The sequence below is a fragment of the Methylophilus sp. genome (assembly GCF_052173275.1).
Classification (GTDB): domain Bacteria; phylum Pseudomonadota; class Gammaproteobacteria; order Burkholderiales; family Methylophilaceae; genus Methylophilus.
Genome location: NZ_JBQMUL010000002.1, coordinates 1,361,569 through 1,376,708 on the forward strand (window position 1 = coordinate 1,361,569; position 15,140 = coordinate 1,376,708).

The window sequence follows — 15,140 nt, forward strand, 5'->3', positions numbered from 1 at the left end:
CGCATAGCTGCTCTCGCCTGACGACGATAAAACCACAACGTAAAAGTAGTTAAAAACACATGCTAATTGCAGCGTTATTTATTAGTATGCCAACCTGAATATATTCCAACAAATCAAATAGAAGGCAATATGAAATTATTTATGAAGTCGTTAGTGATCACCGCATTGTCGGTGCAGGCGTTTGGTGCTTCAGCAGCGGTGCTTGATTTAGGCGTTGCCGGCCAATTTAACGCGTTTATTTTTAATGATTTCATAGACCCGAGCGGTACTGTCCAGGGCGCATTGGCGGTAGGCCGTAACCTGGATATCACCAGCTACTCCATCAACACCAGTAATAAAGCAGTGAACGGCTATTCTCTGGTGGTTGGTAATGACCTGCATTTCAGCAGCGGCGACGTGTTCAATGGCAATATGTATGCGGGTGGCACTGCCAGCGGTGGCTTTACTACTAATGGTGGCACTTATGGCGCCAGCAACCCGGTCAACTTTGCGAGCGAGCAGGCACGCCTGACCGCGTTATCTTCCAGCCTCAAGCAAGTACAAGACACTGGGACTGCCGAAGCTAAATGGGGTGGTATTTATTTAACCGCCATCGGCACGGGCGCGCAAGTGTTCAACCTGAACGGTGCAGATTATTCAAGTGCGACTTATATTAACTTCACCGGCTTTCAGGCGGGTCAAACCATTATCCTGAATATCTCTGGGACCAGTGGGATTTTCAATGGCGGCACCGGTACCAATTTCTCCGGTTATAACGCATTGTTCAATTTCTACGAAGCCGTTAGCGTCAATACCACCAGTAGTGCCAATGGCACCTTGCTGGCACCAGTGGCGACCATTACGGGGTCAGGCACCGTTTTCGGCAATGTCATTGCCAATAACTGGAATGCAGGTACTGTGGGGACCGGTAATTATTTCCAGGCTACCAACGTGGCTGGTTTAACAGTAACGCCAGTGCCAGAACCAGAAACCTATGGCATGTTGCTGGTGGGATTAGGCCTGATTGGCTTGTCAGTACGCAGACGTAACGCCATTGTTTGATCGCACGTTGTTGCACTGAATAAGTGTGGTCAATAAAAAAGACTCAAGCACAGCTTGAGTCTTTTTTTGTTTGAGCCTTGGCTCAGATACCGCTGTTAAAACTTGAGACGCAAACCTGCCCCTACACTGCTGACATCACGGTAAGTAGTCGCACTCGGGTATTTGTCACCTGAGAAATGGTTGGTGGTATAAGCCACATACGTATCAAAGCGCTTGTTAAACCGGTAATCAGCCATCGCCGTCCAGGTGTCGATCTTGCCCTGCGAATTGGTTGAAACTGTCGGGCCTTCAATGGCGTCGGCTTTTGTTTCATAAAAGCCGATGGAAGTGGTCAGGCCAGCCAGTACCGGCACACGTTGCGCAAAGTCAAAGTTGGCACCCAGGTAATACACATGATTATCCTGTTTAAAGCCTGGCCGTAATGATGAGCTAGCCACGCCCCCAAACACGGTTTGATCATAGATGTTGTGATAACTGATGGTAGGCGATGAGGAAGGTTTTAACTGATACCACTCCATGCCACCGATGATCTTCAGGTCTTTGGTGGGTGACCATCTGCCGGTCAGCAAGGCGGCTTCGGTATTCAGCAGGGCTACGGCAATGGTGTCATTGGCTAAAGGATTACCAGGCGCGGCAGTGCCCGAACGTACCGAGTCGAAGAATTTATCATAGGCAAACTGCACGCCAAATGCACTGCTTTCGTAACCCAGTTGCGTGGTAAAGCCATTGCCGTGCGATGTGCCTGCCGAATTGCCAAACTGGTTGATCACGGCATAATTGATTTTGTCATGGTCTTCCAGCTCATAAACATTGGCGTATTTAATCGAGTTTTTCATGCGCGAGTTTTCAGACACACCACCGCCACCGCCCACCGTGCCGCTTTCACCCAATGGTGAAAAACTGTCCGCTTTACCGTTAGGGTCATAAGTCACAGTGATTTCAAAAAACGGGTTGTATTGGGTACCATAGGTCAGTTTGCCCAATGAACCGCCATCTATCCCCGCCCACGCCTGGCGTGTGAACAATTCACCGTTCATGGAAGAGTTGGCGCTGACGCTGGAGTTGGCATTGGTGCCGGAGTTATCCGCCAGTGTTTGCGCAGCATCATGCAGTTTCATATCCAGCGTATTAAAGCCGGATTCAAATTGATAAATGAATTTAAAGTCATGCTCCCATGCTTGCAGTTTGGCAACTTCACCTTTGAAACCCAGGCGCGAACCTTGCCAGCCACCATTCACCCAGTTGGTTCTTGAAGTGGTTCTAGGCGTCTTTTTTGCACCGGAGTAAGGATAGAAGTTATTCGCTAATTCGTAGTTTTCAGGTAAGGAGTGATTGATATGGGTGAGGCCGATATCGACCAGGCCATAGACCTGGAAATAAGAAGGATGGTCGCCCAGGTCAAAATTGATACGGAACGGGTTATCGTCATTCATAAAACGTGACACCAGGGAAGGCGGATCTTGCGGGGCCATGCTGGATTGGTCAGCCGCGCTTTGCGCCTGGGCGGCAAACGCCTGATGTATGGTCAGTGGCAGGAGTGCGAGTTTAAAAAAATGTCTGATGGTCATCCGGTATCCTTGAAAGCGACGTTGCTGTGATTACAAAGCAGCAATTCTCGTTTTTGTGTGTGAATGTTAGATGACAGCCTGCTTACACCGACCTGACATGCCAGAATCGGCACTGAGGGAAATGAAATAGCCGTGAGGCAAAGCACTCACGGCTATTGTTTAAAGCCAGGTAACCGGTTAAAAATTATGCGCAAATTGCAGGCTTAGAATGTCCGCGCTGCCTTCATAGGTGCCTGACAGCAATCCTCTTGTGGGCCGTTGATCATCATTGATACGCGCATCTTTGATAAACAGGTGCGTATAACCGATATCCAGCTTGGTCGCAGGGCTATATTGCCAGGTAGCGCCTAAAGACAGCCAGATGCGGTCATTGCCAGGGATGCGTGCGGTGCGGTGCTCATTATCGATCGCTTCATCATCGTAAGCGATACCGGTGCGCAGTTTCAGCGTATCTGTATAACGATAATTCAACCCGGCAGAATAGCGCAGCGTGTTGTTCCAGTGCTCAACGGTGGAGCCTACCACGGAGTTAGAGCCATTATCGCGGCGTATGGTCAGCTCTTTAAACTGGCTCCAGCGCGTCCAGGTAATATCTGTCAGTAAGTCCCAACGGTCATTCAGCTGGCTGAAGGTGCTGAAAGAAAAGGTTTCCGGCAGAGTAAGGTCTGCGGTGATGTCGGTATTCAACGTCTGCGTCGGGCTGGCGCTGGTGACAGTGGAAGGTGAACGGACATCGCCTTTTAAATGCTGCTCGACTTTTGAGCGATAAGCAACGCCAAGACGGGTGGCTGGCGTGACCTGGTAAATCGCACCCAGGTTGTAGCCGAAGCCCCAGTCATCGCCTTTGTTTTTAACCGTCGTCACCCCTGCCGGGCCCAGGTTGGCTGCGCTGGTCAGTTCAGCCTCTGCCCACATGGCAGAAATCCCGAAGCCTAATGACCATTGCTCATTCACTTTCCAGGCCAGTGACGGGTTGATGTTGATGGTTTTAAGTTCGGATTTCACTGCCTGGAAACGTCCCAGCCAGTTTTTGTCATATTCAGTTTTTAGGCCAAACGGTGTGCCCATGCCGATACCGAATTTGACCTGCTCTGTCAGATCCTGTTTGTAATAAAAATTAGGTAAAAAAGCCCAGCCACCAAAATCACCGCCTTCGCCCCCTGCCACGGTGCTGCCTTTGTTATTGAAGTCACCTGAGGTGCGTATGGTATGCAAAGCGCCTACCAGTTGGTGTCCCTCGATATAGGTCATGCCGGCGGGGTTGAAATAAATCGTGCTGGCATCTTCAGCCACTGCGGCTGCGCCCGCATAGGCGTTACCCATGCCGCTGCCACTTTGCTCGGAAAGGGCAAAGCCGGCCGCGTGGCCTGTGAGCTGGTAACCGGACAGTAAAATGCCAAGCATGAGTGGCGACGAAAAACGTGACATGGATCCCCCTAAAACGTGCTCTATTTTTTAAATGATCTCAACCGCAACATCAGACTTCCGGTTGCACGACTTTGCGGAAACCGGCCGGGATGCTTTCCGGAAAATCTGCCAGGAAAGCGGTGGTCTGGCTGGCAGACAGCGCAGCACTGAACAGATAGCCCTGCACATGGTGGCAGAGTTTGTATTGCAGGTATTCAAACTGGATGGCGCTTTCTACGCCTTCAGCCACCACTTTCAGGTTGAGGCTGACCGCCAGTGCCACCAATGCATCCACAATGGCAATATCCACTTTATCGTGCGGAATGCCTGCGGTGAATTGCTTGTCGATCTTGAGGATATCAACCGGCAGCTGTTTGAGGTAATTCATGGAAGAATGGCCAATGCCAAAATCATCAATCGCAATGCCTATGCCCAGCTGCTTCAGGGCATACAGGATATGCTTGGCAGATTCGATATTGCGCATCACCATGGATTCGGTGATCTCCAGATTGAGGGTGCGTGGCGCAATGTGATAAAAATCCAGCGCGTGGCGTATGGTGCCCGAAAGGCTGTCATCATCCAGTTGACGGGAGGAAATATTGACGTTCATGAACAGCTCACTATCAAACGTTTGCTGCCACATGGACAGTTGTTTCAGTGACTGGTGGATGACCCAGGCGCCTATACTGATGATGAGGCCGGAGCCTTCTGCCAGATGGATAAACTGGTCCGGCGCGAGCACGCCTTTGGTCGGGTGGCGCCATCTGAGCAAGGCTTCAAAGCCTATGGTCTTCATCTGCTGGGTATGAATGATAGGCTGGTAATAGAGCTCCAGCTCCTGGTTTTGCAATGAAAAATGAAGTTCTTCACGCAGTGTGCGCAGTTCAGAGGTGTTGACTTCATCTTCATCGCTGTAAAAGCGGAAGGTGTTTCTGCCGGCATCTTTGGCCTGGTAAAGCGCCATGTCGGCGTTTTTCATGACTTCTGTCTTCGAGTCAAAACCAGGCCTTAAGGTAGCAATACCGATACTGACGCCAATATGGATCTCATGGTCATCGACGATAAACGGGGTGGATATGTTTTGAATCACCCGGTTGCAAACCTGCTCTATGGTGCTGCGCTTGGGCGCTTCGAGAATCACGGCGAATTCGTCACCGCCCAGCCTGAAGATCGCATCTTCCTGCGACATATTGCCGCGCAGCCTATGGGCGACCTGTTGCAACAATTTGTCGCCGGTATTATGCCCAAACGTATCATTCACGATTTTAAAACGGTCCAGGTCCAGCAATAGCAGGTAAACACGTTTGCGCTCATCCGCAGGCGTGGTGATTTTTTTGGTGATGATTTCTTCAAACGCATGGCGGTTAAGTAGCAGCGTGCTTTTGTCGTAATGCGCCAGGAATTGCAGTTTTTCTTCGATCTCCTTGCGGTGTTCCAACTCTTTCTGCAACTGGGCATCGCGTTGGCTGATGCTTTCCAGCATGTTGTTGATGTCTTTGCCCAGCAGGCCGATCTCATCCTGGCTGGTGCTGTAAATGCGTTGATCGTAATGGTGGTTTTTGGTGATGTTGCTGACGAAGGTTTGCAGGGTGTGGATAGGGCCGACGATGTAGCGATTCAATCGCCACATCACTAAATAACCGAACAGCGCCGCTGCAATGGCGGCGATGGTGTTCGACCAGGCAAAGCCGATCAGCATATCGACGATCTGTTCCTGTTTGATGATGGCACGCAAGGTGCCGACGGCTTTTTCATTGACGATGATAGGCGCGGTGAGCTCCATGTCGCCAAAGAAGGGATACAGCCACTGCCAGCCAGAAGCCGTGGATACATGTTGTGGATGCAGGCTCTCCAGCGTATGTTGCTGCTGGTTGAGGATGACTATGGTGCGGATATTCTCGTTATCTGTCAGTGGTTCTAGGGTTTTAGCCGCAGAGTTCAGCTCGTCAAACATCACGGCGGGCCCGATCGAGGTGGCCACCACATTCATCTGCACCAGGATGTTTTGAATGAGATGCGAGCGGAGGTCGTGATAGTGGTTACCAAGCGCGAATATGCTAAATACCAATAGCATGCTCAAGGTCATTGCCAATTCTGTCAGCAGTAATTTCTCGGCGATTTTCAGGTTACGAAACAGTCTCAACATACACGCTTAATCGTTAATAATATTGGTCGCCAATTTCAACAGTCGTGCATCAAACATGATCCCGGTCTGTTTTGCCGGTTGTATGCGCAAATCAAACTGGTAACGTTTATCCTGGGCGTTAATCACCACATGGCCATAGTCGGCAAATTTGTTCCCGGCATGTACCACGGTCAATACGACCTCTTTTTGAATGAACTGTTGCAATTCCAGCGGCTTTTGTGGAATAAAGTCCTGAATATACAACAGATTGCAGCGTTTCACGTCAGCGATTGTTTTCAATGACACTAAAAACACCGGCAAATTCTGTAGTTTTTGTGATTCCAGGGTGGTGGATTGCAGATAACCTATATCTTCTTCAAACGCACAGATGTTATAGGCCTCTTGCGGCAGGCGATTTGGCGTCTGGCTCAGCAGGGCAAAGTTGTAAATCAGTTCAGAGGTCGTTTCCCGCATGTCATGTGGCGCTGAAGCGGCCCAGCCGATATTGGCGGTTGCCAGCCCAAGGCATAACAGCAGCAAGGTCAGGGCAGTGGTGATGGTTGTGCTTGAAGCATGTCGTGGTTTTATTTTCTCACGGCGGCCAGGCTGCAACATAACGGGTAAATGATGGGAGACATAGCCGGGGAAAAGTGACATCACCAGGCTGAGTCGCTGCGTTCTCCTGCAAAAGCTAGGTTTCATTTTCAGGCTGAACTCCCTTGAAGTGTCATCGGGGAGCGCCACTGACTATCCTTTTGCGACAGGTGCAGGCAATTAGCGCTTAACAATGAAACATCATACCTTGTGGCGCAAAATCTACAATCTAAAACACTGATAAATTCTGTATGTATATGATAATCAAATTATTTTAGTGTTATGTGTGGATTAGGCCATCGCTGCCGGTGCACAATCAGTACTGGCTGCGTGCTGTTTGCAGGTGGGTGGCGGGTTTTAAATCAAAGGCGACACAGATGCGGTTTGCCTCTGCATGAAAGGGGATGGTTCTGTGGAACAGAGAAGAAGGGAACAGCACAATATCGCCCACGCCAGGCTTGATAAAACTGGTGGGGAAATTGTCATGTAACTTCGGGTAACCGTCGCCATGTGTGCCGTATTCAAAAGCGCCTTCTTTCGGGTCTGCGGTCTCCGGCATGGCCAGGTAAACCGCGCCGCTGATCCAGCCTATTTCATGGATGTGTGCATCCAGGTGACCGCCCTTTTGCATATTGACGTACCACGAACTGGTAAATTCCAGCGCTTCAGGAAAGTGCGTGATCAGCGCGCATTGCGCCTGCTGGAAGTGCTGCTGGTAAAGCCGGAACTCGCGTTTAACCAATTCACCCAGTGTGCGGAAAGCCGCTTCCGGTCGCTTGAACAAATTACCTGCGGATTGCTTGCCATTCGTCAGCCGCGCCTGTTTGCGCTCTGCGATATCGGTCTGCGCGATATTATGCAGCAGCTCGGCCAGTAGCGCGCTGCCAGGCGCCAGTTCAGGGATGCGCCGGTGATAAACGAATTCCAGCCCGTTGGCACAAAACTGGTAGGGGTCAGCCTCACCGTGATTGATACTGTAATGGCTGGATAAGGTAGCAATAAACGGCGCAGTGTGCGGGCCTTGCGTGATCACCTCGGCGCGTAGCTGCTTAAAAGCTTCAAACTTTTCAGCCTGGTACAGGCAATACAGCACCCGCGATTGCCAGTCATCGAGTTGCGAGCGTTGAAAGTAAGGGATCGCTTCTTCATAGCGTTTTGCCAGGTAAAGAAACTCGCCCATATTGTAGTTGGCGCCCGCATGCTCGGGATATCGCTGCAGTGCTTGCTGGTAATGCTGCACCGCCCTTGTCATATCGCCCTGGTCACGCCAGGTTTCGCCCAGGTTATTGTAGGCATCAGTGTAATTGGGGAACAATGCAATGGCACGTTCGTAGCTGCGCACGGCCTCATTCAAATGCCCCTGGTCGCGGTAGGCGGTGCCTAGATTAAAGTGGCCGCGCGCATCTTGAGGTTGTATGCGCAAGCCGGTTTGATAACTGGTGATCGCCTCATCCAGGCGACCTTGCTTTTGTAACAAGGTACCCAGGTTGCCGTGCGCCTCAAAAAACTGCGGGTTAAGCGCAATGGCTTTGCGGTAAGCTTGTTCTGCCTGCGGCAGCTGATTTAAATGCGTTAATACAATGGCCTGGTTAAACCAGAGTTCCACATTATTGGGTTGCAGCTTTAATGCTTGCGTATAGGCCTGGGCTGCCTCGGGGTATTGCTGGCTTTGGTCTAATGCCAGCGCAAGCAGGTGGTGCAAGATGAACTCACGTGGAAATTGAGCGGCCAGCTGGCGCGCACGGCTCGCGACAGTGGCGAATTGTTGCGCATTCAGCTGCTGGATCAGTGCATTGATTTCTTGCGGGAGGGAGAGTGCCATGATGCGTCATTCCTAAGGTTGTTACAATTTTGTAACATATCTTACAATTCTGCAAGGTTCAGGCAATTCTGCAAGGTTCAGGCACTTTGAGTTAGAACAGAAAAATGACGGGATTGGCGTTTTAAAGTCCAAAGTTTAAAGCGTCATTAATCTAGATCAGGCTGGCGTACTATTGATCTGCGCATGGTTGGATAATTGTTTCAACAGGCGTACGGCGATCTTGGGGTCTTCCTGCAATAGATCTTCTATGCATTCGGCATCGATTTCAATTACCGCTGCTTGCTCAGACACCACTACCGCACTGGCGGTGACCGGCTGGGCAGAAAACAGGGCGATATCGCCAAAGAAATCGCCGTATTGCAGGGTGCGTATGGTTTTGTCTGTGCCATCCGGCAGTCGCTGAATCAGGTGTAGCGTGCCTTCCACCACCATGTAGTAGTGATGATTGGCGTCGCCCTGATTGAAGATGTAACTGCCATTGGTGTAAGTTTTGCCGTATTTATGCATCAGTGTCTGCAGATAATGTTGCTGGTTGGGGATGTCATCAAATAGTCCTTTCAGCAGCAACACATCTTTTTGTCTGAGGGTGACCATCAACTCAAAGCCGATCAGGAAGATCGCAAAATTCAGGTAAAGCCAGCTAATGGAAACGAACATGGCTTTCATGCTGCCAAACACCGCACCGAAGTTTTTATTCACACTCAGGAACAAGCCAAAGGCCGGGCGCATCAGCAGCCATAAGCCGGCAGTCAATAATGCCGAGAGTAACAAGTGGCGCCACTGTACATGCAAAGGGCAAAAAGTGCGGTAAAACCCGGCGATCAGCAGGGTGGTGAGCAAGAGCGAAAGCAGCCCGCCGACAAAATTAATCAGCGCAGAGGGTAAATGTACGGCCAGAAATACAATGACAGATTCCAGCACAAAACCTGCGGCAGTAAACAGGAAGAAAACCAGCAGCACACCAAGCACGGCCATGACATCGCGGAATTTCTTGTTCCAGAAAGACGGCACATCATGGCGGCTGGCGATCTGGTAAAAGCTGGAGCGCATGGCCGCCGCCAGTGGGGTAATGGTCCATAACAGGATAAAAAAGCCCACCGCCCCCCAGGCCGCTTTGGTCTGTGTGTTGTTGTAGACCTCAATCATGATGCGCTGGCTGAATTCCGGTAACAAATTACTGGTCAGTATGGCCAGTTTGACGATGGCATAGTCTGATGAGTAGACCATGTGGCTAATCAGAAAGAAGATCAGGATGATCAGCGGAATCAGCGCAAACAGAGCATAAAACGACAATGCGGCAGACAAACCCATCAGGCGATGTTTGTTCACCCCTTGCAGGGTGGTTTTAATGACAAAGAGCGGCGTGGAATACACATAAGGCAAAAAGTACTGTCGCAACGCGTGCCAGTGACTTTTTAGTCTGATTAAACTGCTTGTCAGCATTAACGGGGTCCCATTACCTTATTTGTGTTTATAAAGCTACCAGCGCTTTGTAGCGTTCAGTTGCCGCCAGTAATGCCTGGCAAGTGCCTTTCTCCATGGCAGAATGCCCTGCGTCCGGCACCATGACCAGTGTGGCGTGCGGCATGGCGCGGGAGAGTTGCCAGGCCGTTTGTGGCGGACACACCATGTCATAGCGGCCTTGCACTATGGTCGTCGGGATATCGCGTAATGTCGTCGCTGCTGACTTGAGCAGCTGTTCGCCATCAATAAAACATAAGTGCTGGATATAGTGAATCTGTACGCGCGCACGGGCCAGCTCAGTGGCGCCGTCTACTGCGGAAGCATCTTTGGCTGGACTTGCTTTAACGGATTCAGTTTGCGCCAGATTGGTTTGACTTTGGTTAACCGTTTCCCGACGCTCTTGTTTCGAACTATCTGATTTAGGCACCAGGCTCATGATGCTGGATTCAAACGCATTCCAGCGGATCGCTGCCGGAATACTGATCGCCGTATCCGCATTGAACACCAGGTTTGCGTAGTGGCCCAGGATATTTTCCTGCTGGCTTAATGGCACCCCTTCCAGCAGTGTATGCCAGGCTTCCGGGAAAAATAGGGCCACTTCGCCTAGAAACCACCTGATTTCTTGCGGCCTGCTTAAAAATATCCCCCTTAATGTCAGGCTGATAATGTCGCCTGCATGCTGGGTGGCATAAGCCAGCGCCAGTGTGCTGCCCCATGAGCCGCCGAAAACATGCCATTGCCCTATATTCAGGTGCTTGCGTATCGCCGCAATGTCTTCAACCAATGTCTGGGTGGTGTTGTCCTGCGTCTCGCCGGCAGGTTGGCTGCGGCCACATCCGCGTTGATCAAACAGAATGATGCGGTAATACGCCGGGTCAAAAAAGCGGCGTTGTGCAGGATTGCAGCCACTGCCGGGACCGCCATGTAAAAAGATGACAGGCACGCCATCGCGGTTGCCGCATTGTTCAATATAAATCGCATGCGTGGCACTGACTTTTAACAGTTCATGCTGGTAGGGCGTACATTCTGGATAAAGACTTAAATCATTCATGAAGTATATTTTTTCTGGGCTGGTGAATTAACTATCTGATTTTTAGGCTATTTTTTCAAGCAGATTTTGCTTAAAAAAAATAACAAAATCAAAGATGAAAAAAGTGTAACCAATTTGTAACGAAAGTGTTGCAATTGAAAACAAATTGTTCTATATTGCAATCCTCATATGCGGCAAAGTGTGAATTTCTACAGTTAGTCGGGAAATTTTCCCTAGTCGGCATTGTGTAAAGTATGCGGACAATTTAGTACTCCAATCCTAGTGGATGCAAATTGAATGTGTACTTAATATTAAACCCTTAGTATCAACTTTGGAGATCAATATGCAAGTTAATAAAATCAAACTGGCTTTGGGCCTGGTAGCAGCGTTGCCTTTAGTGGCATTTGCTGCAGCAGACCAAGAAGCAGCAATGAAAGATGCAAACAACTGGGTTCACCCACGTGGTCAACACAATAACCAAGGTTACAGCGCGCTGTCACAAGTTAACAAAGGCAACGTTAAAAACCTGAAAGCTGCATGGACATTCGCTACCGGTGTAAACCGTGGTCACGAAGGTTCTCCAGTAGTTGTGGGCAACATGATGTATCTGCACACAGCTTTCCCAAACAACGTATACGCTCTGGATTTGAACGATAATCAAAAAATCGTTTGGTCCTATTTCCCAAAACAAGACCCTAGCGTTCAAGCAGTTTTGTGCTGTGACAACGTATCTCGTGGTCTGGGCTACGGCGACGGTAAAATCTTCCTGCAACAGAACGACGGCGTTCTGATTGCTTTGGATGCAAAAACCGGTGCTAAAGTATGGGATGTTAAAAACACTGATCCTAAAGTCGGTGCAACTAACACTAACGCTCCACACGTAATTAAAGACAAAGTATTGACCGGTTGTTCAGGTGCTGAATTCGGCGTACGTTGCTTTATCCAGGCTTACAACATCAAAGATGGTTCAGTTGCTTGGAAAGCTTACTCTACAGGTCCTGATGCTGAAGTTCTGATCGGTGCTGACTTTAACAAAGAAAATCCACAATACAGCGCGCTGTCAGTTTACCAAGACGTAAACGGCGGTAACAAAGAAGGTGGTTCTTTCAAAAAATTAGCTAACGACCAAATCAAAACTGGCGAAAAAGAACTGGGTACACGTACCTGGTTGAAACCACAAGCTGTTAAAGACGGCTGGCAACATGGTGGTGGTTCCGTATGGGGCTGGTGGCCATATGATCCAAAAACAAACCTGGTTTACTACGGTACAGGTAACCCATCCGTTTGGAACCCAGACGTACGTCCAGGCGACAACAAATGGTCTATGACTATTTTTGCTCGTGACTTAGACACTGGCGTGGCTAAATGGGGCATGCAAATGACTCCACACGATGAGTGGGACTACGATGGTATTAACGAAGTCATCCTGTTCGACAAAGGTGGCAAAACATACGCATGGCACCATGACCGTAACGGCTTCCTGTACACATGGCAAGCTAACAACGGTACATTGGTTGCAGCTGAAAAAGTGCATCCATTTGTTAACTGGGCTAACAACGTTGACCTGAAAACAGGCGTGCCTGACAAACTGGCATCTGCTTCTACTCACCAAGACTACAATGCTAAGGGTGTTTGCCCAGCTGCTTTGGGTACTAAAGACCAACAGCCTGCTGCTTACTCTCCAAAAACAGGTTTGGTATACACACCATTGAACCACGTGTGTATGACATACGAGCCAGTTGAATCCAAGTACGTTGCTGGTCAACCATGGGTTGGTGCTACTTTGACTATGTTTGCTGGTCCTGACGGCGTAATGGGTGGCTTCGGCGCTTATGATCCATTGACCAACAAAAAAGTTTGGTACAACAAAGAGAAGTTCTCTGCTTGGGGTGGTGCTTTAACTACTTCTACTAACATTGTGTTCTACGGTACTTTGGATCGTTGGTTCAAAGCTGTTGATGCACAAAACGGTAAAGAGCTGTGGAAATTCCAAGTTGGTTCAGGTGTGATCGGTAACGCATTCACCTACGGCAACAAAGGTAAACAATACGTTGGCGTATTCTCCGGTATCGGTGGATGGGCTGGTGTTGCGATGAACCTGGGTATGACTAACGACACAGACGCACTGGGTGCTGCTGGTGGTTACAAAGAGTTGACCAAGTACAACGCTGCTCCTGGCGGCGGTGGTTTGAATGTATTCTCACTGTAATTTGGGATTTATCTCAAGTTAACTTAAGAAATACGTTGACTCCTCTAACACCCTGCTTCGGCAGGGTGTTTTTTTATAAATCATGGCATTTTGTGTGTGCCTGACATGATTTATGAAAAAACATAACGTTGGCTACAAATGCGTACTGATTCAAGTTAATATGGGAAACTTTGTTGCGATTTAAGAGAACTTTTCATATATCGAAAGTTCAAAAAACAACAGGTTGAAAATATATAAAAGGATGAAATCAAGATGAAAATGACATGGAAGTTACTGGGTGTGATTGGGTTAATGTGGGTAGCGCAAACAACGGTGTTTGCCGAGGAAATTGATATTCCCTCCATCAACCCTGATGAAGGCAGGATTGGTGAAGTGCGCCGCGTGGCCGATGAATCAGAATTCAAGGTCTGTTCTGACCCTGACAACATGCCGTACTCCAACATCAAACTGGAAGGGTTTGAGGACAAGATCGCCAAAGTGCTGGCAGATGATCTTGGTAAAAAATTGACCTACCAGTATGCCTATAACCGCCAGGGCTTTTTGCGTAATACCATTAATGCCATGCGATGTGATGTCATTATCGGCATGACCTCTGATTTTGACGGTCTGCGTACATCCAAACCTTATTACCGTTCTGGTCATGTATTTGTCTGGCGCAAAGATAGTAACTACGACATTACCAACTGGGATTCTCCTGACCTGAAAAAAGGCATCATCGGGATTGTTGGCCAAAGCCCTGCAACCATTCCTTTAAATGATTACAACCTGATGACCAATGCACGTCCTTACCGCATGCAACGCGATTTGAATTTGCCGACCAGCTTTATGATTGATGATCTGGTGGCCGGCAAGATCGATGTGGCGATTATGTGGGCGCCGATTGCTGGCTATTACGCAAAGCAATCCAAAGTGCCGCTTGAGTTGCGCATGATTCCTGAATACAACAAGGTGAACCTGAAAGGTAAAGAGTACTGGAATATCTCTGTTGCCGTCAGAATGAAAGATAAAGACCGCATCAAAATGATCAACGAAGCGCTAGAGCGCAATAAGGACAAGATCGATGCGATCCTGAAAGACTATGGTATCCCGACCGTCCCGGTGGTTGAGGGTGACAGTGTGTACAAAAAATAACACTCAATTGAAAAAATATTATAAACAGGGCTCTATTAATGACAATGGAAAAAAAACCCAGTAAAATCGAGCACTTGTTTTGAAATGGCCACGTGAAAGATTCTGAAGATTATTCGGAAATATTCGTCAACCGTTTCTGAAACGATTCGTTAAATGAGCATGCGTTAATTATTAGGTTTTCAATTAACGCCGCTCATTTTGTTTAGGATTAGGAGACAACATGTTAGGCAACAAAATTAAATCAGCTGTGATGATTTCCCTGTTGGCTTTTGCTACAGGTGCAGTGGCTGATATTACTTTTTCGGCTACTCAAGACGGATCTACCATCAATATTGATAAAGCCATGTTTGATACCGATGCAGCTAAAGAATTCTTAGCGACAGGTAAAAACCCATATATCGGTAACGAAGCTGCAATTAAAGCAGGTAAAAAGAAATTTAACCTGTATTCATGTGTTGCCTGTCACGGTGGTAAAGGTGAAGGCGCGGTTGGTCCAGGCTTGATCGGTGCTAACTTCCGTTATGCTAAAGACGGCACTAACAAAGGCATGTTCGAAACCATCTGGCACGGTACTAATGGTGGCATGGGTGCTAAAGGTTATGGCTTGATGGCTCCAGATGATGGCTTGAAACCAGATGAAGTATTGCAAGTGATTGCTTTCATCCGTAGTAATAGTGTTGTAAAAGCTACTGGTAACGAATAATAATAATACCAACTTAAAACGGTCACCTTGGTGACCGTTTTTTGTT

General features: G+C 48.6%; 11 protein-coding genes. 4 read left to right on the forward strand and 7 right to left on the reverse strand.

The features are described 5' to 3' along the window. Positions 1-129 precede the first annotated feature (129 nt). Positions 130-1,041, forward strand: a complete 912-nt coding sequence (locus ACTS9Y_RS08000) for a choice-of-anchor A family protein (protein ID WP_442585422.1) — start codon at positions 130-132, stop codon at positions 1,039-1,041. A gap of 95 nt (positions 1,042-1,136) precedes the next feature. Here the strand turns inward: ACTS9Y_RS08000 and ACTS9Y_RS08005 are convergent, their stop codons facing one another. The 7 genes from ACTS9Y_RS08005 to ACTS9Y_RS08035 form a co-directional block, all read right to left on the reverse strand. Then, positions 1,137-2,609, reverse strand: a complete 1,473-nt coding sequence (locus ACTS9Y_RS08005) for a porin (protein WP_442585423.1) — start codon at positions 2,607-2,609, stop codon at positions 1,137-1,139. Positions 2,610-2,786: 177 nt separating this feature from the next. Beyond that, on the reverse strand, positions 2,787-4,037 hold the full coding sequence (locus ACTS9Y_RS08010; RefSeq protein WP_442585424.1) for an OmpP1/FadL family transporter: 1,251 nt from the start codon (positions 4,035-4,037) through the stop codon (positions 2,787-2,789). Positions 4,038-4,086: 49 nt separating this feature from the next. Continuing rightward, a complete protein-coding gene (locus ACTS9Y_RS08015) occupies positions 4,087-6,162 on the reverse strand; it encodes an EAL domain-containing protein (protein WP_442585425.1) in 2,076 nt (691 codons plus the stop codon). A gap of 6 nt (positions 6,163-6,168) precedes the next feature. Beyond that, on the reverse strand, positions 6,169-6,885 hold the full coding sequence (locus tag ACTS9Y_RS08020) for a YfiR family protein (RefSeq protein ID WP_442585426.1): 717 nt from the start codon (positions 6,883-6,885) through the stop codon (positions 6,169-6,171). Between the two features lie 166 nt (positions 6,886-7,051). After that, a complete protein-coding gene (locus ACTS9Y_RS08025; protein ID WP_442585427.1) occupies positions 7,052-8,557 on the reverse strand; it encodes a tetratricopeptide repeat protein in 1,506 nt (501 codons plus the stop codon). A gap of 156 nt (positions 8,558-8,713) precedes the next feature. Continuing rightward, a complete protein-coding gene (locus tag ACTS9Y_RS08030; RefSeq protein WP_442585428.1) occupies positions 8,714-10,000 on the reverse strand; it encodes a YhjD/YihY/BrkB family envelope integrity protein in 1,287 nt (428 codons plus the stop codon). Between the two features lie 28 nt (positions 10,001-10,028). Then, complete coding sequence (locus ACTS9Y_RS08035; RefSeq protein ID WP_442585429.1) at positions 10,029-11,072, reverse strand: alpha/beta fold hydrolase; 1,044 nt, start codon at positions 11,070-11,072, stop codon at positions 10,029-10,031. A 322-nt stretch (positions 11,073-11,394) separates the two neighbouring features. Between ACTS9Y_RS08035 and ACTS9Y_RS08040 the strand changes: the two genes are divergently transcribed. The 3 genes from ACTS9Y_RS08040 (at position 11,395) to ACTS9Y_RS08050 (ending at position 15,094) form a co-directional block, all read left to right on the forward strand. Then, positions 11,395-13,260, forward strand: a complete 1,866-nt coding sequence (locus tag ACTS9Y_RS08040; protein ID WP_442585430.1) for a PQQ-dependent dehydrogenase, methanol/ethanol family — start codon at positions 11,395-11,397, stop codon at positions 13,258-13,260. A 252-nt stretch (positions 13,261-13,512) separates the two neighbouring features. Next, positions 13,513-14,391, forward strand: a complete 879-nt coding sequence (locus ACTS9Y_RS08045) for a quinoprotein dehydrogenase-associated putative ABC transporter substrate-binding protein (RefSeq protein WP_442585431.1) — start codon at positions 13,513-13,515, stop codon at positions 14,389-14,391. 220 nt (positions 14,392-14,611) lie between these two features. Continuing rightward, entirely contained in the window at positions 14,612-15,094 is a 483-nt protein-coding gene (locus ACTS9Y_RS08050; protein WP_442585432.1) for a c-type cytochrome, read from the forward strand. The last annotated feature ends 46 nt before the right edge of the window (positions 15,095-15,140 follow it).

Coding starts and splice junctions, on each gene's coding strand:
- ACTS9Y_RS08000 (WP_442585422.1), top strand. CDS start 130: ATGAAATTATTTATGAAGTCGTTAGTGATCACCGCATTGTCGGTGCAG.
- ACTS9Y_RS08005 (WP_442585423.1), bottom strand. CDS start 2,609: ATGACCATCAGACATTTTTTTAAACTCGCACTCCTGCCACTGACCATA.
- ACTS9Y_RS08010 (WP_442585424.1), bottom strand. CDS start 4,037: ATGTCACGTTTTTCGTCGCCACTCATGCTTGGCATTTTACTGTCCGGT.
- ACTS9Y_RS08015 (WP_442585425.1), bottom strand. CDS start 6,162: ATGTTGAGACTGTTTCGTAACCTGAAAATCGCCGAGAAATTACTGCTG.
- ACTS9Y_RS08025 (WP_442585427.1), bottom strand. CDS start 8,557: ATGGCACTCTCCCTCCCGCAAGAAATCAATGCACTGATCCAGCAGCTG.
- ACTS9Y_RS08030 (WP_442585428.1), bottom strand. CDS start 10,000: ATGCTGACAAGCAGTTTAATCAGACTAAAAAGTCACTGGCACGCGTTG.
- ACTS9Y_RS08035 (WP_442585429.1), bottom strand. CDS start 11,072: ATGAATGATTTAAGTCTTTATCCAGAATGTACGCCCTACCAGCATGAA.
- ACTS9Y_RS08040 (WP_442585430.1), top strand. CDS start 11,395: ATGCAAGTTAATAAAATCAAACTGGCTTTGGGCCTGGTAGCAGCGTTG.
- ACTS9Y_RS08045 (WP_442585431.1), top strand. CDS start 13,513: ATGAAAATGACATGGAAGTTACTGGGTGTGATTGGGTTAATGTGGGTA.
- ACTS9Y_RS08050 (WP_442585432.1), top strand. CDS start 14,612: ATGTTAGGCAACAAAATTAAATCAGCTGTGATGATTTCCCTGTTGGCT.